The 23,487-nt window shown below is 58.8% G+C and carries 23 protein-coding genes; 11 read left to right on the top strand and 12 right to left on the bottom strand.

Going from position 1 to position 23,487, the window contains the following annotated elements; translation table 11 throughout:
• Positions 1-2: 2 nt before the first annotated feature.
• From A6070_RS11550 to A6070_RS11510, 10 genes are all read right to left on the bottom strand, one after another.
• Positions 3-1,382 carry a CHC2 zinc finger domain-containing protein gene (locus A6070_RS11550; protein ID WP_072285897.1) on the bottom strand — a complete coding sequence of 460 codons (1,380 nt, stop codon included), beginning with the start codon at positions 1,380-1,382 and terminating at the stop codon, positions 3-5.
• A 354-nt stretch (positions 1,383-1,736) separates the two neighbouring features.
• Positions 1,737-3,443: a DNA primase family protein gene (locus tag A6070_RS11545; RefSeq protein WP_072285896.1), complete on the bottom strand. Its 1,707-nt coding sequence runs from the start codon at positions 3,441-3,443 to the stop codon at positions 1,737-1,739.
• Entirely contained in the window at positions 3,440-3,874 is a 435-nt protein-coding gene (locus tag A6070_RS11540) for a hypothetical protein (protein ID WP_072285895.1), read from the bottom strand. The genes A6070_RS11545 and A6070_RS11540 overlap by 4 nt, the downstream gene beginning before the upstream one ends.
• A 108-nt stretch (positions 3,875-3,982) precedes the next feature.
• Complete coding sequence (locus A6070_RS11535; RefSeq protein WP_072285894.1) at positions 3,983-4,618, bottom strand: phage tail protein; 636 nt, start codon at positions 4,616-4,618, stop codon at positions 3,983-3,985.
• Positions 4,612-4,845 (bottom strand): hypothetical protein, encoded by a 234-nt coding sequence (locus A6070_RS15450; RefSeq protein ID WP_145926354.1) that lies wholly within the window; start codon positions 4,843-4,845, stop codon positions 4,612-4,614. Before A6070_RS15450 ends, A6070_RS11535 begins: the two co-directional genes overlap by 7 nt.
• On the bottom strand, positions 4,842-5,756 hold the full coding sequence (locus tag A6070_RS11530; protein ID WP_072285893.1) for a hypothetical protein: 915 nt from the start codon (positions 5,754-5,756) through the stop codon (positions 4,842-4,844). The genes A6070_RS15450 and A6070_RS11530 overlap by 4 nt, the downstream gene beginning before the upstream one ends.
• Before the next feature lie 364 nt (positions 5,757-6,120).
• Positions 6,121-6,360: a hypothetical protein gene (locus A6070_RS11525; protein WP_072285892.1), complete on the bottom strand. Its 240-nt coding sequence runs from the start codon at positions 6,358-6,360 to the stop codon at positions 6,121-6,123.
• A gap of 411 nt (positions 6,361-6,771) precedes the next feature.
• Positions 6,772-6,924, bottom strand: a complete 153-nt coding sequence (locus A6070_RS15615; protein WP_158513971.1) for a hypothetical protein — start codon at positions 6,922-6,924, stop codon at positions 6,772-6,774.
• Positions 6,924-7,397 carry a phage regulatory CII family protein gene (locus A6070_RS11515; RefSeq protein ID WP_072285890.1) on the bottom strand — a complete coding sequence of 158 codons (474 nt, stop codon included), beginning with the start codon at positions 7,395-7,397 and terminating at the stop codon, positions 6,924-6,926. The genes A6070_RS15615 and A6070_RS11515 overlap by 1 nt, the downstream gene beginning before the upstream one ends.
• A gap of 46 nt (positions 7,398-7,443) precedes the next feature.
• Complete coding sequence (locus A6070_RS11510; protein WP_072285889.1) at positions 7,444-7,677, bottom strand: hypothetical protein; 234 nt, start codon at positions 7,675-7,677, stop codon at positions 7,444-7,446.
• Positions 7,678-7,823: 146 nt separating this feature from the next.
• On the opposite strand from A6070_RS11510, the gene A6070_RS11505 reads away from it, so the two are divergent.
• From A6070_RS11505 to A6070_RS11480, 6 genes are all read left to right on the top strand, one after another.
• Positions 7,824-8,087 carry a hypothetical protein gene (locus A6070_RS11505; RefSeq protein ID WP_145926353.1) on the top strand — a complete coding sequence of 88 codons (264 nt, stop codon included), beginning with the start codon at positions 7,824-7,826 and terminating at the stop codon, positions 8,085-8,087.
• Between the two features lie 168 nt (positions 8,088-8,255).
• Complete coding sequence (locus A6070_RS11500; protein WP_072285887.1) at positions 8,256-8,690, top strand: helix-turn-helix domain-containing protein; 435 nt, start codon at positions 8,256-8,258, stop codon at positions 8,688-8,690.
• A 264-nt stretch (positions 8,691-8,954) separates the two neighbouring features.
• Entirely contained in the window at positions 8,955-9,290 is a 336-nt protein-coding gene (locus A6070_RS11495; protein ID WP_072285886.1) for a hypothetical protein, read from the top strand.
• A gap of 27 nt (positions 9,291-9,317) precedes the next feature.
• Positions 9,318-9,638: a hypothetical protein gene (locus A6070_RS11490; protein WP_072285885.1), complete on the top strand. Its 321-nt coding sequence runs from the start codon at positions 9,318-9,320 to the stop codon at positions 9,636-9,638.
• An 80-nt stretch (positions 9,639-9,718) separates the two neighbouring features.
• Positions 9,719-10,693, top strand: coding sequence for a hypothetical protein (locus A6070_RS11485; RefSeq protein WP_072285884.1), 975 nt, complete (start codon positions 9,719-9,721; stop codon positions 10,691-10,693).
• 12 nt (positions 10,694-10,705) lie between these two features.
• Positions 10,706-12,190, top strand: a complete 1,485-nt coding sequence (locus A6070_RS11480; protein WP_072285883.1) for a recombinase family protein — start codon at positions 10,706-10,708, stop codon at positions 12,188-12,190.
• 165 nt (positions 12,191-12,355) lie between these two features.
• Here A6070_RS11480 and A6070_RS11475 read toward each other — a convergent pair whose 3' ends face one another.
• Entirely contained in the window at positions 12,356-13,030 is a 675-nt protein-coding gene (locus tag A6070_RS11475; RefSeq protein ID WP_072285882.1) for a DUF4126 domain-containing protein, read from the bottom strand.
• Positions 13,031-13,228: 198 nt separating this feature from the next.
• Positions 13,229-15,916, bottom strand: coding sequence for a cation-translocating P-type ATPase (locus A6070_RS11470; RefSeq protein ID WP_072285881.1), 2,688 nt, complete (start codon positions 15,914-15,916; stop codon positions 13,229-13,231).
• A 485-nt stretch (positions 15,917-16,401) separates the two neighbouring features.
• On the opposite strand from A6070_RS11470, the gene A6070_RS11465 reads away from it, so the two are divergent.
• The 5 genes from A6070_RS11465 to A6070_RS11445 all read left to right on the top strand — a co-directional run bounded on the left by A6070_RS11465 (position 16,402) and on the right by A6070_RS11445 (position 23,428).
• Positions 16,402-17,865, top strand: coding sequence for an efflux transporter outer membrane subunit (locus tag A6070_RS11465; RefSeq protein ID WP_072285880.1), 1,464 nt, complete (start codon positions 16,402-16,404; stop codon positions 17,863-17,865).
• 103 nt (positions 17,866-17,968) lie between these two features.
• Complete coding sequence (locus A6070_RS11460; protein WP_083568962.1) at positions 17,969-19,162, top strand: efflux RND transporter periplasmic adaptor subunit; 1,194 nt, start codon at positions 17,969-17,971, stop codon at positions 19,160-19,162.
• Positions 19,159-19,866, top strand: coding sequence for an ABC transporter ATP-binding protein (locus tag A6070_RS11455; protein ID WP_072285878.1), 708 nt, complete (start codon positions 19,159-19,161; stop codon positions 19,864-19,866). Before A6070_RS11460 ends, A6070_RS11455 begins: the two co-directional genes overlap by 4 nt.
• Entirely contained in the window at positions 19,866-21,068 is a 1,203-nt protein-coding gene (locus A6070_RS11450; RefSeq protein ID WP_072285877.1) for an ABC transporter permease, read from the top strand. The genes A6070_RS11455 and A6070_RS11450 overlap by 1 nt, the downstream gene beginning before the upstream one ends.
• Positions 21,069-21,268: 200 nt before the next feature.
• Positions 21,269-23,428: a lipopolysaccharide kinase InaA family protein gene (locus A6070_RS11445; RefSeq protein WP_145926352.1), complete on the top strand. Its 2,160-nt coding sequence runs from the start codon at positions 21,269-21,271 to the stop codon at positions 23,426-23,428.
• Positions 23,429-23,487 lie beyond the last annotated feature (59 nt).

Below are 23,487 nucleotides of genomic sequence, written 5' to 3'. Positions count from 1 at the left end.
GTTTAGATTTTGGGGATCGGCTTGGTCCCCAATACTTGCGTGCCCGGCCCGAAGATCTGTTTGGCCCGCAGCACTTTTTCGGCTTCTTGTTTGGTCATCCCTTCCAGAGCTTTGATCTCGGCGGGCGAAAACACCGGAATATCCGGGTACATCTGCACCAGGGCGTCGACATGATCGGCGTGGTGGGCGATGACGAATGGGTAGCCGCCGGCGCTGATGCCTTTGTGGTGGTGCGGGAAGTTTTCGGCAGGCGGTTCCGGTTTTTCTACGTGATTTGAGGCGGGGCCCGGTGTCGGGAGGGCGAAGGCCGGGCAGAGTTTGCGCAGGCCGGCCTCGACCCAGGCGCGCAGATCGCCGCCGTGGTCTTTGACGTAGTCGCCGGGATCCTTGCCGGCGGGTACGGGCCAGCGGTCGGCGCGGGCGTAATGGTCGCGCCACCATGGCCAGTTTTTAGTGCCGGCCTGGTCGACATCGAGGGCCACCAGGATACACAGGGCACGACCGAGGACCTCGTCGGCGTGGGTTTTGGGTCTGGCGCTGCAGGTGCCCAGGGGGACACCGCCGATCAGGTCGCCGGTGGCATGGACGACCGCGAGCGCGTCGAGGTCGGATTCCACCACGACAAATGCCCGGGCGCTGGGGTTGATGATGACAACATCGTTACCGCTGCCCGGCAACCAGTAATAGCGCGGCTGGGTGCCGTCGGCCTTGTGGCGCCGGATCCGGATGCGATGGATGATGCCGTCGGCCATAAACGGGATCAGGAGGCCCTGGGGTATCCAGAGTTTTTTAGGCTTGCCGGTGCGGTCGCTGGTTTCGGCGGGCAGCCCCCATGCGGCCCGCTCGCGATACAGATCGGCCGGCACGTAGCCCAGCCGGAAGCGTCGGACGGCAGCGGCCGGCAGGCCCCTGGCGGCCAGGTAGTCCAGCTGGATCTCGTTGCCTAGTAGTTGCTGATGAGCCCATTCGGTCAGTTTTTCGGCTTTTTGAGCCCATGCATCGGCGGGTTGCGTAGCGGCGGAGGGCTGCCAGTCCTGGCGGGGTGGTTGTTTGATGGCCGGGGTGGACAACATCGGGTCGCGAGGCGCGGCCCCAGGCTTGCCATCGCCCAGTCGGCATTTTTCGCGGGCCGGACAGCAGGCGGCACTACAGGGCAGACCGAGGGCCTCGTGGGCGTCGGGGCAGGAGAGGCCCTCGGTCATACGCAAAAATTCAATGGCGTCGCCGCCCTTGGCGCAACCGCGGCAATACCAGGCGTCGCGGTCGGTCCAAACAACAAACCGGTCAGTGCCACCACAAGCAGGACAGGGGCCGGCCCATTCTTTGGCGGTTTTCTTTTTCAACCCGGCGATGCGGTTCTGTGCGAGATCAAGGACAGTCATTTTTTATCCAGCCATGATGATGATGATCTTGTTTTTACTGCAAAAATCATCATCTTGGTTTTAAGTTATTGTTTTTACAGAGTCTTTTTATCAAATATGACGATATGATTATTTTCCTAAAAACGGTAATATATAAAAACCTATCCGCTATTGGCCGATCCCCTTCTACTTAACGCGCGCGCGTGCGCGCACGTGAGGGTTTCTAGGAAAATCATCATTTCATCATGGTTGCTTAAAATGGTGAATGTTTTTGGTGGTTTATGGCCATGATGATGATTTTTTGCGGTTTTTTGAATTGTCATATCATCATGCCCCTTTCCCCCTTGACAGTATCCTTCAGCAACCTCATGGTCATCATGCCAGCAGGCCTTCGACGTCGAGACCGTAGACGTAGGTCTGCCCCCCGGTGTTTTCGACTTGATAGCCCTTGCGGCGCAACTGGTCGGCGATGGATTTCTTGGTTGGCTTGTAGCGTTTTTCCTCGTCCACATTTTCGGCGAACCACTCCTCAAATTTGCCGTAAAAGAGCTTGAACAGTAGCCGACTGTCGTTGTCGATGCGGCGGCAGGATTCTTCGATGAACCGTGCGAGATGGTCCTCGTTGCGGCGGATCGCTTCGGCGGCGGCGCGTAGTTTGTCGGGGGGCTTGAGACCGTCGCGCTGCCATTCGAGGCAGCCGCGCACCAGCCAGGCGAGGATCCCGGGTTGATTGGCGAGCAGTCGTCGCGGCAGATCGGGGTCTCGCTGACGATATATAGCCGCGTTTTGGGGATCGCTGCGGGCTTCGAGCGCGGGATCGGCCACGTAGCGCAGCGGATATTCGAGGTAGAGCAGCCGCCGAAACAGCGCGAAGTCGGCTGCCAGCCCTTTGGGTGCGTGGTTGGTCACCAGGGCCAGGGTGTGCGTCGGCGTAAAGTTGACCTCGTATTTGTCGTGGGGCGCCCGGCCGGTGAGGGTGTCGGAGCCGGTCAGGCGTTTAACTTTGGCTCCGCTGATGCGGCGATGTTGTTCTGTCTCGGAGGCAACGACCAGCCTTCGCCCGTAGAGCGATATGATATCTGGCGAGGGCCCGGCGGAGCTTTTAGCGTTTTTTTGCTCGAGGATCATCTCGGGGTCAATGGACCAGGCGAGCTCCCCGAGAACTTCGTGGAGCGTTTCGAACATCGTTCCCTTGCCGTTAGCGCCCTCGCCGATGAAGGTTGACAGGTACTGTTCCGTGGTCAGGCCGGTGATGCTGTACCCAAAATAGCGCCGCACGAAATCGACCAGGGTGTTTTCCTCCCCGTGGATCTCCCTCTGGAATTTTTCCCAGTCCTGGTTGACGCAATCGATGCCGTGATACTCGACGGGGATGGCGCGCACCAGGTAGTCGCTGGGATTGCCTGGGTATAGCCGGCCGGTTTCAAGGTCGATGACGCCATTTTTGCAGGCCAGCAGCATCGGTTTTTTGTCAATTTCGTCGCCGACGATGGCGAGTGGTTGCTCGACGCAGTGGGCCCAGGTGAGGCAGTTGGCGGCGCCGCGCACACTGCGCAGGCGCTCAACCCGCTTTTTGAGGTTTTTGAGCTTGGAGTTGACGCGATCGATCTGTACGGCGAGTTGGCCAGCTAGTGCCGTGGCCTTTCGGGCCCCGGATTCGTCCTTGGCCGTGCGACAATTTTCGGCTTTTTCTTCCGCGGCGGCCATGTCGGAAGACAATGCGTCGACCTCCGCCCGGAGTTTTGCCGCCTCGTCGAGATATTTGACCGCAACGCTCTCGACGGCTGTTGTGGCGCGGTTGAGCTTATCGATGCTCCAGTGGTGACCTTCCCACTGGTACCACAGGCCATTTGTTTTGTTGTAGACGTACTGGTCCCGCTGCAGCGCGGTGAACAGTATCCCGTCGCCACGCTCGTTGTTTGCCAGGCACCGCATAATAAATCGTGGGTCGTCGGGTCCGCCAGTTGCCGGCGGGGCCTCGTCTTTTTTCGGCTCTGCCGCCGCGAGTTCGGCGGCTTCCTGCCGGAGGCGTTCTTCGACCTGGGCGGCCAGATCGACCACTTTGTTTTGTGGGTCGGTCACTGGCAGACCTCCGCCAGGGCGCGGACCTTGTCACGCCAGGTCAACACCGTCGCGGGGGTGACGCCAACAATGCGGGCGATGGCCGCCGGATCGGCGCCGAGGCCGAGCATGGACAGGGCGATAAATAGCTGGCGAGGATCGATGCGGGCTTCCTGGAGCAGGGTCCCCGTGGTCGCCTTGACTTTGCGGCCGCAATGCGGACAGGTCAGGCGCTGCAACGCCCGCCAGCGCGCCAATGCCCGCTCGCCGGTGATCGGCGCGCCGCAGCGAGGACACTCCGGCCCGTCGGGATAACAGCGGCCCAGGAACCAGTCCGTGCAGGTGTCCGCGTCAAAAAACCGGGCCGACAATTCAGCCACCACATCATCGGGCAACCAACTGACAGGCCCCTGCAGCCCTTCGCTATTTGCAACCTCCCGAAATTGCGCCATTTTTTGCAACCCTCATTCAATTTTTCACGACCAACAAAAAATTTAAATGGACTCAAAGCCCGGGGCTTTGCCGCCCGTAATCACCGGATCGCCAGGGAGGACCCGCGATCATTTGTCCATGAGCCGGTCAATGTGGTGCCCAAACCGTGACTGGAACCGTGCCTCGACAGCATTGACCGTGGCTTGCTGCACGGGGACCTGGTTGAACATGGTGGCGATGGTGACGGTCGACATGCTGACCACAGGCGTCCTGCCGCGCTGCCCGGCGTACCTGCCCCGGGTCGGCTTGTTGTACCCGTAATCGCTGAGGCCAAAGAATCGCTTCTCAGTCATGAACACGCCATTGTGTCCGCTGAGCATGGTTGCCGTGAAGGCGCCAGGGTAGGACTTGCCACCACCGGCCTTGAGCACCGAGCCGGTGACACCCTTGACCTGCCGATACTTCCCGCCCTTGCCTTTGACCGTGCGGCGCACTTCCTTGAAGCCAAAATACTGCAGGCTGATCGGGCGGCCCTTCGCCTGGATAGTGGCGGTCAGATCCCCGATCCTGGCAAACTTGATATTCTTGAGTTCGGCGTTGACCTTGCCCGCTTTCAGATTCCATTTGCCCAGCAGAGCACGTGCCGCTTCCGCCCGCCCCGCTCGGGCCGCATCGTTGATTGCCTGGCTGGCGGCGGGGCTGACGACCTTGGGGTCAAACATCCGCATGGCCTGCTCTATACCCTCGAGCTTGATGCTCAACATGCCGAACCTCCATGATTAATACTGGTGACGCCACGGGGATGGGAGGGGCGCGGGGAGGGAGCGACATCGAGGACACCATCAACACCACGAGAGTAGCGAGGCTGGTAGTCCCGACAGACTGGTGGGGTAACCCCGCGACCATGGGCAAACAACGCCTCGCGGCAATGCTCGGGCTTGGCCGGGCAGAGGGCTTGCTGACGACAGGTCAGACAATCGCGGTAGATCATATCGTCTCCTTATCCGCCGCGGCCTTGGCGTTGTCGAGGATCGCGAGTATCTGCTGCTCGACGGTGCGACGCTCTTCGCGTGCCCAGCCCTGCAGAAACGCCAACAGATCCGCGTCACCCGGCAGGAAACGGACGTGGACAAAATCAAGGCCATCGATCAGTACGTCTTCCGGGGTAACCCCACTTAACCGATTCTGTATGCTGGCTATCGCGTTTGAGACAAATTGGTCAAAGGCACTGACCCCTTGCTGGGAGTCAGATAATGGGCCCTCCACCTTCACCGGCCGTGGCGTTGTGGGCGGAGCGACGGTCTCTTCAGTACCAACTGTAGGTGAGGGATCAGCACCTTCTTCAGGGCATAGCCGGGATTCGGCCCACTCGCGGGCGGCGGTAATTCCAGGACAGTCGTCATACCGCGTGGCGATCGTTGCCACAGGCTGCCCCGCTGTGGGCTGTTCCACCTCCTCGTCAGTCTCGACCGTGGGCGAGGGAGTGACACCGGTTTCAGGGTTACTGGCGGTAGCCCTGCCGCCCTTGGGATACTTTGCGTCCAGACCGCCGGAGGCGCGGAGGCGGCTGTAACACGCCCCGCAAAGACCTCGCCCGATGATCCTCTTGCCGGTTGCTCTACACTCCAAACATGCCTTTGTTTCCCCTGTACCCACATCCACCTCCTCTTTGATAATCTCTTTATGACCCTGTGCCAGCCTATCCATCTCCGCGGCCTGCAGGCAACCATGACAAGCAATCCTGTCCTGCCGGTAGCTCTTGCAAAAGCCCGGCTCGATACGCGATCCCAACCGCTCACATCTCACCGTGTGCGCCGCCATCCAGTCATCGATATCTGACGCCGTAAAAATACGGGTCGCTTCGGACGACCCGCGGCGGCTCGAGGGTCTTTGCAATGACATCGATCTCCTCCCGCGTATAAACTCTGACCTGGCCCGACAACGAAGCCCTGATCCGGGCCTCTGCTTTGTGCATCGCTGCAATCATCTCGTTACGCGCCACAAAACCCCCTGATGATTTGCCCGGCAAATACCAACACACCCATCCAGGTGGCAAATATCGCCAGAGCCTCAACCCATTGGTCCAGCAGATCATCCATGAGCCACCGCCTTACCCCGGGGGACAGGGGGACGCTGACACAGGGCCCCGCCATAGCATCGAGCGCTGCAAAGCCCAGGGCCGCACAGCGCGGACACGTACCATGGCTTGGCTCTGGAGTCCGCGCCGCGCCAAACAGCGCACCGCACCAGCAACAAACAAACCGGCTCATTTGCCGGCCTCCTTGACCGACAACAACCTGCCTGCCTCTTCCTCGGTCACAACCCGACTGGGCGACACCGTGAGCTCCAAACACCGCCGGGTAGCCCCCTCGACATAGCACGCATCGTTCGGCAGGCGGTGATCCCACCGGACAGGCTTGCCCCGGGAAATGATCCCGAGCAGCGCTTCGGCGTCCTGCAGCGAATCCAAAACAAGAACTTGTCCACTAAAATCGGCCACAATCATGATGCCTCCAGCTGCCCTCCCGAGGGATAAACCCGGCGCTCGAGGCCGGAGGGTCAAAAACCTCGAGCGCCTTGACAACTTCCCTTTTTTTGGGGCCCGGGAGGGACGGCCCGGGGCGGATCTAGCCAGGAGCAGGCAGGTCGGGGTGATCAGCGGCCGCACGTTCCGCCGCCGCGGTCAGGATGCTGTCCATCGGGCCCAGCACATGACAGGCCGTACAAACCAAAATGTCACGATCGCCCGCGGCCGTCGTTTGCACCTTACGGAACACCGGTCCCGCAATCGGGCGGCCGCAGACAGGGCAATTCGTTGGTACCAGCTTTGGCGAGTGAGCTAAGGATGGCCGCAGGTTCATGCGGGACAGGCGCTTACTCACATGCCGCCGCTCCATAATCATCCGCAAAAACCCAATCATTGCGCCTCCGAACGGCCCATGCGCTCATGGGCCCGCCGCGCCATTTCGCGCAGCAGCGGGAAAACAACCCCCTCCGCATGCGCCCACTGCTCAGCACTGAACCATTCCCGGCGCAACTGCTCCGATCTTTTACGACGGTCCGCAGCCATCAGTAACGCTCCATGCGGTCCTTCACCGCTTGCAAAAAAGCAAACGCCTGACGGACCATCTCGTTAATTTCCTGCTCGATGCGCTTCACTTCGTTCCGCTGAACTCTTCCGTCCTCCAGAGCCGTGCCCGAGGCCGCGATCACATCTCCAAACTCTTTAATCGTGCGCGCCAGCTCCGCCTGCAGATTCGCCACGCACTCGGGCGCCTGGGGCAGATCGAACGCCACACGGCCCACACACGCCTCCAGATAATCCAACGGCGCCAGGCTATCGTTCAGGAGCATGTGCGGGATCAGCCAGGCCAGCTTGTATTCCATCGCCTCGATGTGAGGATTGATGCTGTTCCCCAGCGTGCTCTCGGCCAGGCCCAGGTGCTCCGCCTGCCGTTTCAGCGTCAGAGGCCGGGCCTTCGCCCAGCGATACAGCATTTCCCGCAACGTCTCTTCCGGTGGATTGTGTGCGATCCCCGCCATAATTAGCCCCCTTTAAAACATCCTAAAACTGTCCCATAAAAAACTGCTATGCTGGTTTTTTTACCAGCAGACCCTGATCGTCCAAGCGTCGGATAACCTGCGCCGCGATGCTGTTCGCGCGGCGCCGGCCGCGCTCCCCGTTGAGCGCCGCATCAAACGTCCGGCGCTCAACTTCAAAACGCCGACACGCCTCCGCCACGCTCCCGTAATAGGAGCGGATGTTCGCCACAGTAGCCGGCTTGTCAAAATCAGGAATGTGAGAAACCGTCTTGTTTTCCATTTGCCAAAATCCTTCATTATTGCTAATGTTCCTAGAACATTACCCTTAGTTTTTTTGCGGATTCCCTGATGGCAGCGCCAACTATTCAAAACCGCTATATAATTCGTTACCGAAACGAGCTTTGATACGCTTAAGCAGTCGCAAAATTGTTAGGCATCCTTTGTAAAGGACCAAAAATGACCCGACTTGAGCTGTACACCAAAGTGTTCTCCGAATTTTTTGGCAAACCAGAGGCTGAGCTGCTGGCATGGGCCAAAGAGAACATGTCGGCGAAAGTAAAAACCGGCATGAGCAAGCAGGTCCCCGATGACATGGTTGAAAAACTACTGGCCGAGTTCCGATACGATCCGCCCGGAGTCATCGCAACCATCGCCGGATCGCTTTTCGGCATAGGAGAAAAACCGGCGTAAAAAACAGGCGGCGCCGGGAGTTCGTAGAGATTCACCAAAAAACTTGCTCCATGCACTGCTTTGGACTGTCGCCATCTCCGCCTCCGTGTTTAGGGTTTTGGGTGTTTCCTCCTCGTGCTTGGAACAGTAACCTGACATCTGTCAGGTGTCAACAAAAAAAGCGAACATATGTCCGGTGTTTTGCAGATAATTGAACGAATGATTCAGGCGACAGGGGCCAAGAATATGGCCCAAATGCTTGAATCTATGGGATTTTCAGACAGCGCAGGGAGCGCGTGGAAGAGGCGAAAAAAAATCCCAGATGGGAGCATTGCGAAGGTAGCCGAGCTGACAGGTGTAAGCTTCTCTTGGTTAAAAACCGGCGACGGAGAAATGCGCCCATCGGGGGCCGCCAGCGACACCAACGAGTCCGAGTTGGTGCGGGCCTGTGATATCGAGTGGTCGGCAGGGCATCCATCGACCGAACCTCTCAAACTGACCCAGCAGGAAGCCATGATGGTGGAGTTTATGCGCGAGCTCGATCCACAGGATCGCGCCGATGTCATGGACACCCTCCGCGAACTGTGGCTGCTGCAGCGGAGCAAGCAAAACCCTCAAGAATAGCGGATCGCCAACAGATTAAAAAGTCTATATTTTTTTATCTTTTGCCTTAATAATCGCCCATGATTTTGAATTAGCATTGCGTCAACATCATGGAGGGATTCATGCAGCTAGAGGTAACAAACGAGGAAGCTGACGTTATTTTTTGCCTTCGCATATTGCGGTCTGCAGCACGAGATAGGGCGTTGAGGATGATTAAAAGGATAAGAGAGACGCAGGAGGCGCTTAGGGGCAGAGGTTAAATCCACTTGGAGAAAGGCAGGCATCATGCAACGCATGGTTTTTTTCGTCGTGGCACTCTTTATAGCCATGTCATTATCTACCGTACATGCTGATCAAAAACAGCAGCGGCAAGAGGTTCTTCGATACTTAAAAAGCGGCCAGGAACCGCAGGTAAAAGACGCCATGTGGGCTACCGATTTCCTCCTGAAAATTGGCGTTTTTGACAATGGCTCCCAGCGCGACGGGTTTGCAGATTATGTTTGCCTTGTTTTGGCAGAGCATGGAATGTCCGGTCAGTCTATACGCATTGAAATTATTGATTACGGATCTGTCGTCCGTGGAGAGAATTGGAAAGTTCTCGGCGGGGCAGAATGCAAATAGTATTTCTAGCGAAAGAAGGGTAGGACCATGAAAAAACTGATCATTATCGCAAGCCTGATACTGTTAGCCACCCCGGCCATAGCCCATCGCAACGACGTCTGGCGCGTCAAGGTCAATCAGATGTACCGCAACGGCTACGGCGCCAGCTCCGCCAACATCACCATCACCCTGGCCAGATCCGGCGCTCGATCCTCGCTGCTACAAACCGTTTGCGGAGTGACGGGCAATAATAAAAAAGTTTGCGTCGAAGTGGACGGCGGCCGGATGAAACAAGGCGAATCCGTACACATGACCGTCGAGTTTCCCTCTACAAAATACCCCGTCGAACGGATTTATGTTGATAACTGATTAGGGAAAAAACTGTTGTCCTAACCAAATGAAAAATGAACAGTGATAATGTGGAATGTTATTAAAAGGAGCATTAACCAGTGGCAACAACTCTCACTATTTCAAACGAAGAAGATGCTTGGGAATTTTTAAAAGAATCCGTCACTGATGGCTTGACAAAAGGGCTGGTTGAAATTGAATTTGACGGTTGGCCGGTTTTGGAATTTAAGCTGCAGGGCGATAAATTTAACTCATCCTTGACCGTTAAGGTTATGGAGAGCTTTATCGATCTTCAAAAAAATCTTAACCGAACATATGCTCAAATGCGTTACAATAAATCAACAGCTAGAGCACTTAGCGAAGCCGAACGCAATGAGCTGGAAATTGTTGTTAAAGTTGAAAAAGGCTCATCCTTTTTTCAAGTTGACCTGCAATCTGCACTTGAAACTTTTGCCAATGGAGCGGTTACCAAAATGACTGGCACAGAGATTGTCTCCGTTGTTCTAGGAGGTGCCTTGATTTGGGGTGGGGTCACCATAACCAAAGCTTACCTTGATCATGTGCGCCAGAAAAAGCAAATCGAAATGACCTCTCTTTTGAGCGAACAAGAAACAAAGCGTATGCAAATCTTTGCTGACGCTATGCAAAAAAATCCCGTATTGGTTCCAGCATATGAACGAGCAGAAGACACAATTAATAAGCTGTTAAAAGGAGCAAGTGAGGCCGATCATCTGGAAATCGGCGGGCACAGTATTTCGCAAGACGTTGTCCGAGAACTTGTGAGACAGACTCGAACTCGCAGCATAAAGACCCAACTTAACGGCATGTATCGTATTCAAAAGGTCGATTCCTCCAAACCTGAGGCCTTTTACATCGGGGTGAAGTCGGAAAAAGACGGGCGAATCTTTACTGCCACACTCGAAGATAAATGGGTTTTTCGCAAGGCCGCCCACCTTAAAGAGTTAAAAGATGCCGAGTGGGGGAAATCGCCAATTTTTCTAAGAATAAACGGGAAAGAAATTGACGGACAAGTAACTCAGGCCATGATTGTTGATGTAGGTGAAGACAAAGAGTAAGACCAAAAACCCATGATCGCAGCAGTCTATATCCGAAAATCCCGCGAAGATAAAAATAAACCCTCCCACCGGCTCACCGTCCAGCGCGAGCAGTTGCCAGCATATGCCCTGGCCCAAGGCTGGCAGGTTGAAATCTACGACGACGGCCACGCCAGTGCGGCCCGCGGCAAGGTCGAAGAACTGCACGAACGCGCCCGCCTTGAGAGCGACGTGCGATCCGGAAAGATCAACCTGATCCTGGTCATCGAGCTATCGCGCCTGAGCCGCGATGATAGTCTGCAAGATTACGTCTCCTGGTTGTACCTGTGCTCACAACACGGTGTAAAACTCGCCACACCATCACGCCAGCTGGACCCATCCCAACATAGCGACTGGATGCTACTTCTCATGGAGGGCGGTTTCTCCAGCGTAGAAATGAAGGTATTGCAGGCGAGGATGGCCGAGGGCAGGGCAGAAGCCTACCGCGCCGGGAAATGGCTGTCCGGAAACCCACCAATGCCCTACAAATACGACCGCGGGGCCGGAGGGCTAATCGTCGATCCCGATCAAATGCCGACCTTTCGCAAGATGATGCGCCTGGCCGAACTCTACCCCGCATCCCAAGTCGCCGACAGGGTAGGGATACCATCCGTTACCGTGCGCCGGGCGATCAGCGACGATCGGCTCCTGATGTATCAAGGCGCCCGCCGCGATCCCGACTCCGGGGCCACTATCGACGGGCAATGGCCCGCCGTTATCGACCACTTACAAGCAGAGCGGATTCGCCGCAACCGCGGCAGCCGCCGCAAAGCCCCGCGCAGACAATACGCCGCCATGCTCAGCAATCTCGATATCCTCACCTGCGGATATTGCGGACACTCCTACCGCGCATGGAAAAACGGCCGCACCCGCGTCGACGGAACCCGCCTCGATTACTACGGTTGCCGGCACAAAGACAAAAGCGACGCATGCCAGAGCCGCATGATCCCGACCCACATCCTCGAGGAGAGAGTATTGACCAACCTGTTTGGCCTTCTGTCAAAAGCCGCCGAACTGCAGCGAGCATGGGAGGCCAGACAAGATTCGGATGACACACCCGGCAAACTCGCCGACATCGATCGCGAAATCGAAAAGTGTCACACCAAAAAACAGCGCCTCGTAGAAGCCGTCGCCGACGGCCTGCTCAGCCCCGCAGACGTCCGCCAAAAAAGAAATGAGATCGACAACACCATCGGGACCCTTAATCAAAAACGTGCCGGGCTCCTTTCCGCACAAGCCATCGCCCCCGACTGGGACGCTCTCAAGATCACCCGGCAGGCCTTCGACCATCTTTACCAGGCCGAACAGCGCGAAGTCATCGCCTCACTCATTGCGCAGATCAGGATCTTCCCGACCTACGCCCTGATCACTTATCGATTCCCCCGCAACGAAAACGGCGACAATATCGCCAGAATCCACCTGCCAGAGAGGCAAAAGCCCGCCGGACCCCGCCAAGTCTACAAAGTCAAAAAACAATAATAACAACAAGTTACGCGAATTTTTAAATTAACAAAATTTATATTTGTAGCAAAAAAAACAAAAAAACGCTGCAAACCCGAAGGGATGCAGCGTTTGTCATTTTTTAGCTATGCACCTGCTCTACCAGCTGAGCTAGGGTGGCGAAACTCTATGAGGTCCATGTATTTAGCCTAAATCGGGCGGGATGTCAATCTCTTTCGGGGTGGGGGCAGGGCTCGGGCGGTCAGGCTTTTCTGCGGATCTGAACAGCCGTCCAAGGGACCCGAAGATTTTTTTGATTATTGTCCATATCCGCGGAAGCAGCCAGATCATGAGTAAAATGAACAGAATAAGCAGGCCGATGAACAGCAACGGGTGATTCAGGGCGACCCAGAGGCCGGCAACGACCACAAGATCCTCGCTCAGAGAAGCGCCCCAGTTGCTCAGCGGTTCCGGTGAGGTGTTGATCAACACCCTGGTTCCGGCCTTGGTCACGTGAGTGGCGGCGGCGAGGCCGCCGCCGACGATCGCCGCCGCCAGGGCAAGCGGCGGATGCACCTCGCCAACGGCGCCCGCAGCCAGCAGGGCGCCGGCAGGTATGCGAATGAAGGTGTGCAGGCCGTCCCAGCCGGTATCCACCCCCGGAACCTTGTCGGCGAAAAACTCCACGGCATACATCAGGCCTGCCGCTCCGATGACCATCGGCTCGGTCAGAATCATGAGGTTTTCCGGAAGAACCATGCCGCCCGTTGCGCCGAGCAGGCCAAGCACCAGGATTGTGGCGTACAGGTTGATTCCGCTGGCCCAGGCTACTCCCATGGTCAGAGCGATGATGCTGGCAATTTCATGCAGTTGTTCCATGGTGTCTCCTTGTCGTTTTCTTATCCCGGGAAGGGTTTTCTTGCTACATATACCTTGGTAACCGACGTTTTCACAAGGGCTGCGGTTTACAAGGACAACGGTTTTGCCGTTTTGAACTCTTGGGCTCCCCGGATCCGGAGGTGTTCTCCCTCGATGACAGGGATTCTGTTTAAAGGGCAACGTGGTGCTGTCCCCGCTTCAGGCTCTGGCTCGCTTCCGGCTTTTGTTGAGGAGTCGGAGCAGCAGTTTTCTGGCTTCGTCGGTCAGCAATACGCTGGAGGCTACCGCTGTGCTCAGCAGCCAGTCGGCAGCGCTCAAGGAGGCCGTGCCGAATACCGCCTGTGCCAATGGCCAGTGGACCACCACCACCTGCAGCAGCAGCACGCCGCTCAGGGCAAGCCAGAGCTTGCGGTTATGCAGGAAGTTGGCGTTGAAGGTGGTTTCGTGTTCCGCACGGGCGTTGAAGACGTTGAAAAACTGGAACAGCACAAAGGTAGTGAAAGCCATGGTCAACGACGCGGTGCCGGTATCTCCCCGCTTCAGACTGTAGGTGAAAATCGCAAGGGTGCCGGCCATCATAATGCAGCCGTAGACAACCAGGCGCAGCAGACGTTCTGTCGGGAGGATCTGGGTTCCCGGCGTGCGAGGCGCTTCTTTCATCAATCCTGCCCTGGCGGGTTCGACACCCAGTGTCATGGCGGGCGGCCCATCCATGATAATGTTGATCCAGAGCAACTGGATAGCGGTAAAAGGTACCGGCAGACCCGCCAGGGTAGCGCCAAGGACGGTGAGAATTGCGGCAATGTTGGTGGACAGCTGGAAACGCACGAATTTGAGAATATTGTCGTAAATCAGGCGGCCTTCTTCCACGGCATGCACAATAGTAGCGAAATTGTCGTCCGTAAGGACCAGCGTTGCCGCTTCCTTGGCCACGGCCGTGCCGGTGATGCCCATGGCGATGCCGATGTCGGCGGTCTTGAGCGCCGGCGCGTCGTTGACGCCGTCGCCGGTCATGGCGGTTACGTGACCGATGGCTTTCAGGGCTTTGACGATTTTTACCTTGTGCTGCGGCGCGACTCGCGCAAAAACCGTGATGCCGGGTATGGCCCGGCACAGTTCCGCTTCGGTCATGCGCTCCACTTCGGCGCCGGTGGTCACCTCGCCATCGAGGCCGAGCTCCAGTGCGATGGCGGCTGCCGTTGCCTTGTGGTCGCCGGTGATCATCTTGACCTGCACGCCTGCTTCGCGGCAGCGGGCGATGGCTTGTGCCGCCTCCGGGCGCGGCGGATCCATCAGCCCCACCAACCCCAGGAATGTCCAGCCTCCGGCCCATTGCCACAGGTCAGCCGCGGGATCGAAGGTGTTTGCGGGGATTTCGCGCCGGGCCATGGCGATAACACGCAGCGCCTGTCCGGCCAGGTTTTCATTCTCGGCACGGATCACGGCGCGCGTTGCTTCATCCACCGGCATCGGAACATGGTCACCCAACCAGTGATCAACATGATCCAGAATCACGTCGGGCGCCCCCTTGATGTACATGTCCACGATGTCGCCCCGATGGTGGAAGGTGGCCATGAACTTGTGCTCCGAATCAAAGGGTATTTCGGCGATACGGGGGTGGCGTTGCTGCTCGATCAGGGGATCGATGCCGCCTTTTTCGGCGAGCACGTAGAGCGCACCCTCCGTGGGGTCGCCGATGAGCTGGCCATCGTTTACCCGCGATTCGTTGCACAGGGCGGCAGCCAGCAGCAGGGGTGTCAAGGGACGTTCGTCACAGCCCGATATGTCGCCTTGCGGTTCGTAGCCCTGGCCGGTTACGGTAAAGTGATGCCCGGCGCACCAGCCGGCGCGAGCCGTCATCTGGTTGAGGGTAAGGGTCCCGGTTTTGTCGGTGCAGATCACCGTCGTGGAACCCAGGGTTTCCACGGCGGCCAGTTTTTTCAGAATGGCCTGCTTGCGCCCCATGCGCCACATGCCGACCGCCAGGGTGACCGTCACCACCGCGGGCAACCCCTCGGGTATGGCCGCAACGGCAAGGGCTACCGAGGTCATGGCGGCATCGGTCCAACCGGCTCCGCGTAGAACGGTGAGGGTGAAAATCACCGGCACCACGATGCCGGCGATGGCGGCCAGGCGTTTACCCAGAACGTCGAGCTGCCGCTGCAACGGCGTCGGGGAATCCGGGGTCAGGGCAATGGTTTCGGCCAGCCCGCCCATGGCGGTCTGCATGCCCGTGCCGGTTACCAGCATTTTTGCCCGGCCGCGCGTCACAACGGTGTTCATGAATAACATGTTGTTGCGGTCACCGAGGGGCAGATCCTGTTGCCGCAAAGCCGCGCTCGATTTGCCAACGGCCTGGGATTCCCCTGTCAATGCCGATTCCTGAATTTCCAGGCTGTGTGCTTCGAGGAGGCGGCCGTCAGCCGGTACCCGCTCGCCCGCTTCCAGCAGGACGATATCGCCGGGGACCAGGCCAGCCGCCTCCACCTCCTGCATCCGGCCGTCGCGCCGCACCCGGGCACGCAGGGCCAGCATGCCTTTCAGGGCCGCCAGGGTCTGTTCGGCCCGATGCTCCTGGTAAAAGCCGAGCAGCGCGTTGAGCACCACGACGACCAGGATCACGACGGCATCCTTGGCCGCCCCGATGCCCAGCGACAGCACGGCGGCAACCAGCAGGACGATGACCATCAGGCTCTTGAACTGGTCGAGAAATTTCAACCAGAGCGGGCGTGGAGTCTCCTCCCGCAAGCGATTTTCGCCAAACCGGGCCAGCCGCTCGCCGGCCTCCTGCGCGCTCAGGCCGCTGTCGGCATCGGCGCCAAGGGCGGACAGGGTTTCGGCCGCCGAGAGGACATGCCAATGCTGCATTTCTGTGTTGTTGTCCATGGGTACCTGTCCCGTTGATCTGTTGCTTGAGGCACGCTAGCTGTGATTTCGGTCTGTCATTCAGACCCATGATATCATGTCAGAAGATCCGTCGATCATCAAAATTGACGGGGCAAATGCAGCGGATCCGCCGGATGCCCATGGTTTCAAGGAACCGCAGGGTAATTTTTTTGTCATCCGGGAAATGGCCCCTTTTTCATAAGAAAACCACGCTGTATCCATCCGGAGTATCAGGATGGACACCCCTTTGTTGACGTCGCCCGGGGACGGTTTTTTTGAGCGACCCTTGAAAAGGCGGTGTCGGGCAGACCCATCGCCTGTTTCAAGGCAGCTTTCGGAGCGATCTTCTCGGGGGCTCTTCCTGCCGGGGATTTTTTGTGCATTCTATCCATATTTCCTGCAATATCTTCTGTTATCAGTTATTACCGTCACGCTGTTTCGCAGGGGGCGGGTTTTTATCGATGATTCGAAGGATGTCGCAATAGATGAGGTTCTGCAAGGTGAAGAAAAAACTGGGTTCATGCATGTTGGCGATATTTGCCGGTTCGGGCCTTGCGGCATGTGTTGCGGTCGGCCCCGATTATCAAACGCCGTCGGTGGATGTGCCTTCGGCCTGGAGTCGCTCCGACCCGGGCGCCAACGCGGAGCGCACTGTCTCCGCCCCGACGGATATGGCGCGCTGGTGGCGCGAGTTGAACGATCCGGTGCTTGAGGCATTGGTGGCCGATGCGCTGGCGGCCAACCTCGATTTGGCCACGGCCCGGGCGCAGCTGCGTGAGGCGCGGGCGCGGCGGGCTCTGGCCGGGGCGCAGCTCGGACCGTCGGTGGATGTGTCCGCTTCGGCTTCCCGCAGCCAGTCCAGCGAGGAAACCGGCGGAGGCAATAGCCGTGAACTGTACAGCGCCGGTTTCGATGCGGGCTGGGAGGCCGATGTGTTCGGCGGTCTGCGTCGCGGGGTCGAGGCTGCCGAGGCGGATGTCGAAGCCAGCGTCGAGAGCCTGCGCGATACGCAGGTATCGCTGGTGGCCGAGGTGGTGCTGAATTACGTGGATCTGCGCACCGCGGAACGTCGCCTGGCGGTCACTGAGGCCAATATCGCGGCGCTGGAGGAGATTCGGCAGCTTGCCCAGTGGCGCCTGCAGGCCGGTCTGGTCTCACAGTTGGATGTTGCCCAGGCGCGCACCGAGGTCGAGAGCGCAGGTGCCGGGTTGCCCGCCCTGCGTACCGCCATGGTAGAGGCCCGCAACCGGTTGGCGGTATTGCTTGGGAGCGCTCCGGGCGCATTGATGAATCGCCTGGCAGCCACCGGGGTCATCCCCCTGGCGGAGCGCTCGGCGGCGCTTGGCATCCCGGCCGATATGCTGCGTCGGCGCCCCGATGTGCGGGCGGCTGAACGCCGCCTGGCGGCACAAACCGCGAGGCTGGGCGAGGCCCAGTCAGAACGCTATCCACGCTTTAATCTTTCCGGGTCCATCGGGCTGGAGGCTTTTGCCCTGTCAGCGCTTGGCAACAGCGGTGCGTCTGTCTATTCACTGCTCGCTTCCATCACCGCGCCGATTTTCGATTCGGGCCGCATTAAAGCCAACATCGCGACGCAGGACGCTCTGCTCGAACAGGCTCTTCTGGGGTACAAATCCGCGGTGTTGACCGCCCTTGAAGATGTGGAAAACGCGCTGGCTGCGCTGGCGGATGCGGACGAGCGGCGGCAGCGGCTGGAGCAGGCGGCGGAGTCCGCGCGTGAAACCCTGCAACTGGCCGAGCAGCGTTACGCCGGTGGATTGACGGATTTTCTCACCGTGCTTGACAGCCGACGTACCCTGCTCAATCTTGAAAACGATCTTGCTTCCAGCTCCGGCCAGCTGAGCGGCGCCCAGATCCAGCTCTACAAGGCTCTTGGCGGTGGCTGGTCGCCTAACTCCCAACCCGAAGACACCAGGAACGCGTCATGAACGATATCTCCCCCCCAATGACAACACGTCCGAAATCGCATTCGAAACGCTTCTTTCCGCTGAAAAGCGCGGCGGCAGGCGCCGCTGGCGCTGGGCCCTGGTCATGTTGCCGGTTCTGTTGCTGGTAGCCGGTTATTTTCTGCTGCGGGGCAGCGGTGACAGCGGAGAGCCGCGCTATCTGGTTGAAAAGGTGGCCCGCGACACCCTGATTGTGACGGTAACGGCTACAGGAAATCTCGAGCCGACCAACAAGGTGGAAGTCGGCAGCGAAATGTCCGGCACTATCGACGCAGTGTACGTCGATGACGATGATCGGGTCAGCAAAGGCCAGGTGTTGGCGGTACTCGATCTTTCGAAGTTCGAGGATGCCGTCGCCAAATCAAGAGCAACGGTGCAGGCCGCCGAAGCAAGTCTGCAACAGGCTGGCGCCACGGTCGAGGAAACGCGCCTCAAACTCCAGCGATACCGGAAGGTCAGGGATTTATCCAATGGCAAGGTGCCGTCCAGCACCGAGATGGAAACCGCCGAGGCCGAATATTCCCGCGCCCAGGCCAATCTGGCGAGTGCCCGGGCGAGCATCGCCGAGGCCAAGGCCGCATTGCGCAGCGATGAAACGAATCTCGATAAGGCGCATATCCGCTCGCCCATCGACGGCGTGGTGCTGGAGCGGGCGGTCGATCCGGGGCAGGCGGTGGCGGCTTCACTGCAGGCGGTGACGCTGTTCACCCTGGCCGAGGATCTTTCCCAGATGGAACTGGAGGTGGATGTGGATGAAGCGGATGTCGGTCAGGTGAAAGCGGGGCTCAAGGCCCGCTTCACCGTCGATGCCTGGCCGGGCAGAACCTTTGAGGCGACGATTACCCGGGTCGGGTTCAACGCGGCCGACGACGATGGGGTTATTTCTTATCCCGCGGTACTGCAGGTTGACAATAATGATCTTATTCTGCGCCCGGGCATGACCGCTACAGCCGTGATCACTACCGTCACGCGCAAGGATGCCCTGCTGGTGCCGAATGCCGCGCTGCGCTTCAGTCCCTCGGAAGCCGCGCCGGCCAAATCGTCGGGCCGGGGGCTGGTCGGGTCACTGATACCGCGTCCGCCCCGTCCGACACAAAAATCCCAAGGGTCGGCAGGCACGCAAAACGGCTTGCAGCGTGTCTGGGTGTTGCGTGACGGACAGGCTGTGTCGGTACAGGTGAAAGCTGGCGCCACCAATGGCCGCTACACCGAGATTTTGGGCGATGAATTACAAGAAGGTGTGGAAGTGATTACCGAAATGCTGAGTTCAAAATCATGAACGCATCGTCACCTCTGATCCGGCTTGTCGGGATCACCAAGACTTACGGTAGTGGCCAGGCAGCGTTCCAGGCGCTTAAAGGTATCGATCTGAGGATCAATGCCGGCGAGTTCGTGGCGGTCATGGGTCCCAGCGGCTCTGGCAAGTCCACCACCATGAATATCCTCGGTTGCCTCGATACGCCCAGCGGCGGCAGTTACCAGTTCCAGGGGGTGGCTGTCGAGGCCCTGTCGCGCAACCAGCGTGCCTTGCTGCGGCGGCATTTTCTCGGTTTCATTTTTCAGGGGTTCAATCTGCTGTCCCGCACCACCGCTCTCGAGAATGTGGAATTGCCGCTCATCTATCGCGGCGAGCCGATCGCGGCGCGGCATGCCGCGGCGCGGGCTGCTCTGGAACAGGTGGGACTCAAGGGATGGGAACATCACACGTCGGCCGAACTGTCCGGAGGCCAGCAGCAGCGCGTCGCCATCGCCCGCGCCATGGTTACCCGTCCCAGGGTGTTGCTGGCTGACGAGCCCACCGGTAACCTCGACACCTGCACCAGCCGGGAAATCATGGAGCTGATAGGGCGTTTCAATCGCGAACAGGGCATCACCGTGTTGATGGTTACCCACGAACCGGACATGGCGGCTTACGCGCGGCGGGTCATCAGCTTTGTCGATGGCCGGGTAGAATCGGATCGTTCCAGCGGGGAGGTGGCCTGATGCTGTGGAATACGCTGCTGCTTGCTCTGCGGGCGATTCGGCGCAACCTGATGCGCTCTTTTCTGACCATCCTTGGCATCGTCATTGGTGTGGCCGCCGTCATTACCATGGTGACCCTCGGCAATGGTGCCACCAAGTCGGTAGCCGATCAGATTTCCAGCATGGGGAGCAACCTGCTGATGGTGATGCCGGGCCAGCGTTTCGGCCCCGGTTCGGCGGATGCGCCCAAATTCAAGAGTGCCGATGTCGAAGCCATTCGCAACCAGATCAGTGGTGCCAGTCTGGTGGCGCCAGTGGTCAACGCATCGGCGACCGCCGTATACCAGGCTCAAAACTGGTCGACCTCCATTGCCGGCAGCAACGATGATTATTTCGACGCGGGCAGCTGGGAGTTGGCATCCGGGAGGATTTTCAGCGAAGCCGAGCAGCGGTCGGGCAAAGCGGTGTGCGTCATTGGCGAAACGGTGCGTGAAAAGCTGTTCGGCCGACAGAATCCGCTGGGTGCCGAGATTCGCATCAAGCAATTTTCCTGCGAAATCGTCGGTTTGCTCAAGGCCAAGGGGCAATCGGCCATGGGATCGGATCAGGACGACACCGTGGTGATGCCCCTGCGTACCGTGCAGCGCCGGCTGGCCGGCAGCCAGGACATCAATCGACTGATGATTTCGGTGCGCGATGGCGCCTCGATCGACAAGGTCAAGGAGCAGCTGGCCCTGCTGATGCGGGAGAGGCGCAATATTTCCGAAACCGAAGACGACGACTTCCGGGTCATGGACACGCGGCAGATCGCGGAAACCCTGACCGGCACCACCAAAATACTCACCATGCTGCTGGGCGCTGTGGCGGCGGTAAGTTTGCTGGTTGGCGGCATCGGCATCATGAATATCATGCTGGTGTCGGTGACCGAGCGCACCCGGGAGATTGGCATCCGTCTTGCCATCGGCGCGCTGGAGAGAGAGGTGTTGCTGCAGTTTCTGATCGAGGCGGTGGTGCTGTCGAGCCTCGGCGGTCTGGTCGGGATCGTGCTGGCCACCGTGGCCTCCATGCTTCTGGCCGGGCTGATGGGAATTCCCTATCTCTTCAATCCGGGCATCAACCTGCTGGCTTTTGTGTTTTCTGCGGCCATCGGCGTGATTTTCGGCTATTTTCCCGCCCGGCGCGCCGCGGCCCTCAATCCTATCGACGCTCTGCGCCATGAGTGAGAGGGGGGTGATTCGCTGATAATACGGGGTTGACGGAATTTAACAGGTTTGGAGTGGACATTCGTATTGCCGCGAAGGCATAATGCCGTTCTGCTTGGACAGGCATTCCTTCAAGATTCTTTCAACTGGTCCGGTACGTTTTGAATACACTCCATCAATTTCGTTTTTGCCTGCTTTTGGCCGCCCGGGATCTGGCCGCCGTGTTTTGTTCACTTTCCGGTTCGAGGCGATCGGCGCGGCGGCGGGGGGATGCTTTATCTATTCCCGAGGATTTTTTCGGCATCAACATTGCGACCTCCGAAGATGAACGCTGCGATGATTACGTGATCGCCCGCTTGCGGGAGCTCGATATCCGCAATGTCCGATTGGCTTTTTCCTATTGCAGTTTGAACGGCCCGGCGCAGAGGATGCTTGACAGACTTCTGTCCGCCGAGTTCACGGTCAGCCTGGTGCTGCTTCCTCCACGAGAGGACGCCGCGCGTATGTTGACCGATAACCAGAGCCGGGAGCGCTGGCGGCATTTTGTTCGCGGGGTTTTTGGCCGCTATGCCGGAAAAGTCGCGGATTTTGAGATCGGCAGCACGCCCAACCGCCGTCGGTGGTCCGGCTTCAGGCCCAGCGGCTACCTGCGGGCCTGGCAGATTGCCTGCGAAGAGGCCGCGCCCCGCGCTGTGACCCTGGCCGGTCCCAATGTGCAGGATTTCGAGCCTTTTTATAATGCCGTCATTCTCAACGCCATGCGGCGCATGGGCCACGTGCCGCGGATCCATACCAACAACCTGTTTGTGGAGCGGGTTATCGAACCGGAAGCACGCGATCATCGTGTGCTGGGGCGTTGGGCGACCGATCTGCTCGGGTTCGATCTGGTAAAAAAAGCCCGCCTGCTGCAAGGCCTGGGAAAAAGAGCCGGGTGCCTGAAGACCGTTGCGACCTGTCAATTCTGGTCCACCAGGCGCCTGATGCGCTGGTCCGTGTTTCCCCAGGAAAAGAAGGTCGACTATCTGATCCGCTACCTGCTGCTGGCCGCCAGCAGTGGTGCTCTGGACCGGGTTTTCTGGGGGCCGATGATCTGTGGCCGGGACGGGCTGATCGACGATCGGGCCTGCGGCTATCCCAAGGTCGACCAATCAACCTTTTACCGGTCGGTACGCGGCGCGGTCGACGCATTGGTCATTATGCCTGCGTTTCACGCGCTGGGTCATGTCGCGCGCCGGCTGCGCGGCGCCCGTTGCGACCTGGTGTCGGGTCACAGCCGGGGGGCGAGGCTTTTTGCCTTCACCGGTTCCGACGGACGGCTCTTTCACGTTGGCTGGTGCCGCGACGGCCAGGCGTTGCGGCTGTCGGATCTTTATGGTGCGGATCAACTGCAGGGTGCCGTTTTCTCGGATTTTCGCGGCAATCCCGTCGCTTTTCCCACGGTTATCAACGAGCGGCCCCTGTTCATCGATTTTCCGGGGCTGCGTGAGCAACTTCTGCCGGAGCATCTGTCTGTCATGAACACTTGCGATTCGAAAATCATATATCCCCATCTTCCCGACCTGCAGGGCATGCCCTGGCGAAACCAGGCGTGGCGCGGCGCTTTTATTCGCAGCCGTCATTGCCCGTCCGGAGATCTCGGGGATCTTCTGGCCCCGGAAAATCTGACCTGCCTTCCCGAGCGCGAAGTGCTGCGCGACCGGCGCAACCGCTTGTGGAATATCGCACATCCGCAGGATCCGGCAAAGCAGCTCACCGTGAAGTTCAACCGCCCCCGGGGCATCAAGCGACTGGCCTATCTTTTCAAGCCCAGCAAGGGCGTGCGGCACTGGAATACGGCAGCGCACATGCTCAGGCACGGCATCGGTACCCCGACGCCCATCGCTTTTTACGAGCGTCATCGCTTCAGCGGCATCCGGGACAGTTATTATATCTGCGAGTATATTCCCGACGCTTTTTCCTCCCGTCACGTTTGCCGGGCCTTCAGCCAGGGGGAGTCCGGCTACCGTGGCTACGATAAGCAGCAGTGGTTCGATATGCTGAGCGGCTTCATATTCCAAATGCACCAGGCCGGCATCCTGCATCGGGATCTTTCCGTCGGCAACCTGATGCTTACCCAGAAGGCCGACGGCCGCATAACACCCTACCTGATCGACATCGGCCGCGCCCGGGTGCTGAAGGAGGTCAACGACAGGCATCGCGTGCTGGATCTGATGCGGATCTGTTACAAGCTGGATTGGCCGGATCGTGAACTCTTTATCCAGACATACTGCAGGCGCCTCGGGCATCCGCTGCCCGCGTGGTGGCGATGGGCGGTGCGGTACTACGAATTCAAGCAGGGCGGCAAAAAATCCGCCAAGGGCATGTTTCGCAAGCAACGCTGAAACGCCAGCCGCTTTGTTGATCCACCCGTTGGCCGTCCCTGTGGCAGGGACGGCCATTG

It is taken from the genome of Syntrophotalea acetylenica (assembly GCF_001888165.1).
Taxonomy (GTDB): Bacteria; Desulfobacterota; Desulfuromonadia; order Desulfuromonadales; family Syntrophotaleaceae; genus Syntrophotalea; species Syntrophotalea acetylenica.
This window is presented reverse-complemented; position numbering and strand designations above follow the sequence as displayed.

Coding starts and splice junctions, on each gene's coding strand:
- A6070_RS11455 (WP_072285878.1), top strand. CDS start 19,159: ATGAACGCATCGTCACCTCTGATCCGGCTTGTCGGGATCACCAAGACT.
- A6070_RS11525 (WP_072285892.1), bottom strand. CDS start 6,360: ATGATTGTGGCCGATTTTAGTGGACAAGTTCTTGTTTTGGATTCGCTG.
- A6070_RS11475 (WP_072285882.1), bottom strand. CDS start 13,030: ATGGAACAACTGCATGAAATTGCCAGCATCATCGCTCTGACCATGGGA.
- A6070_RS11470 (WP_072285881.1), bottom strand. CDS start 15,916: ATGGACAACAACACAGAAATGCAGCATTGGCATGTCCTCTCGGCGGCC.
- A6070_RS11490 (WP_072285885.1), top strand. CDS start 9,318: ATGAAAAAACTGATCATTATCGCAAGCCTGATACTGTTAGCCACCCCG.
- A6070_RS11535 (WP_072285894.1), bottom strand. CDS start 4,618: ATGTTGAGCATCAAGCTCGAGGGTATAGAGCAGGCCATGCGGATGTTT.
- A6070_RS11495 (WP_072285886.1), top strand. CDS start 8,955: ATGCAACGCATGGTTTTTTTCGTCGTGGCACTCTTTATAGCCATGTCA.
- A6070_RS11460 (WP_083568962.1), top strand. CDS start 17,969: ATGTTGCCGGTTCTGTTGCTGGTAGCCGGTTATTTTCTGCTGCGGGGC.
- A6070_RS11465 (WP_072285880.1), top strand. CDS start 16,402: ATGAGGTTCTGCAAGGTGAAGAAAAAACTGGGTTCATGCATGTTGGCG.
- A6070_RS11530 (WP_072285893.1), bottom strand. CDS start 5,756: ATGTCATTGCAAAGACCCTCGAGCCGCCGCGGGTCGTCCGAAGCGACC.
- A6070_RS11450 (WP_072285877.1), top strand. CDS start 19,866: ATGCTGTGGAATACGCTGCTGCTTGCTCTGCGGGCGATTCGGCGCAAC.
- A6070_RS15615 (WP_158513971.1), bottom strand. CDS start 6,924: ATGGCTGCGGACCGTCGTAAAAGATCGGAGCAGTTGCGCCGGGAATGG.
- A6070_RS15450 (WP_145926354.1), bottom strand. CDS start 4,845: ATGATCTACCGCGATTGTCTGACCTGTCGTCAGCAAGCCCTCTGCCCG.
- A6070_RS11550 (WP_072285897.1), bottom strand. CDS start 1,382: ATGACTGTCCTTGATCTCGCACAGAACCGCATCGCCGGGTTGAAAAAG.
- A6070_RS11480 (WP_072285883.1), top strand. CDS start 10,706: ATGATCGCAGCAGTCTATATCCGAAAATCCCGCGAAGATAAAAATAAA.
- A6070_RS11540 (WP_072285895.1), bottom strand. CDS start 3,874: ATGGCGCAATTTCGGGAGGTTGCAAATAGCGAAGGGCTGCAGGGGCCT.
- A6070_RS11515 (WP_072285890.1), bottom strand. CDS start 7,397: ATGGCGGGGATCGCACACAATCCACCGGAAGAGACGTTGCGGGAAATG.
- A6070_RS11510 (WP_072285889.1), bottom strand. CDS start 7,677: ATGGAAAACAAGACGGTTTCTCACATTCCTGATTTTGACAAGCCGGCT.
- A6070_RS11500 (WP_072285887.1), top strand. CDS start 8,256: ATGTCCGGTGTTTTGCAGATAATTGAACGAATGATTCAGGCGACAGGG.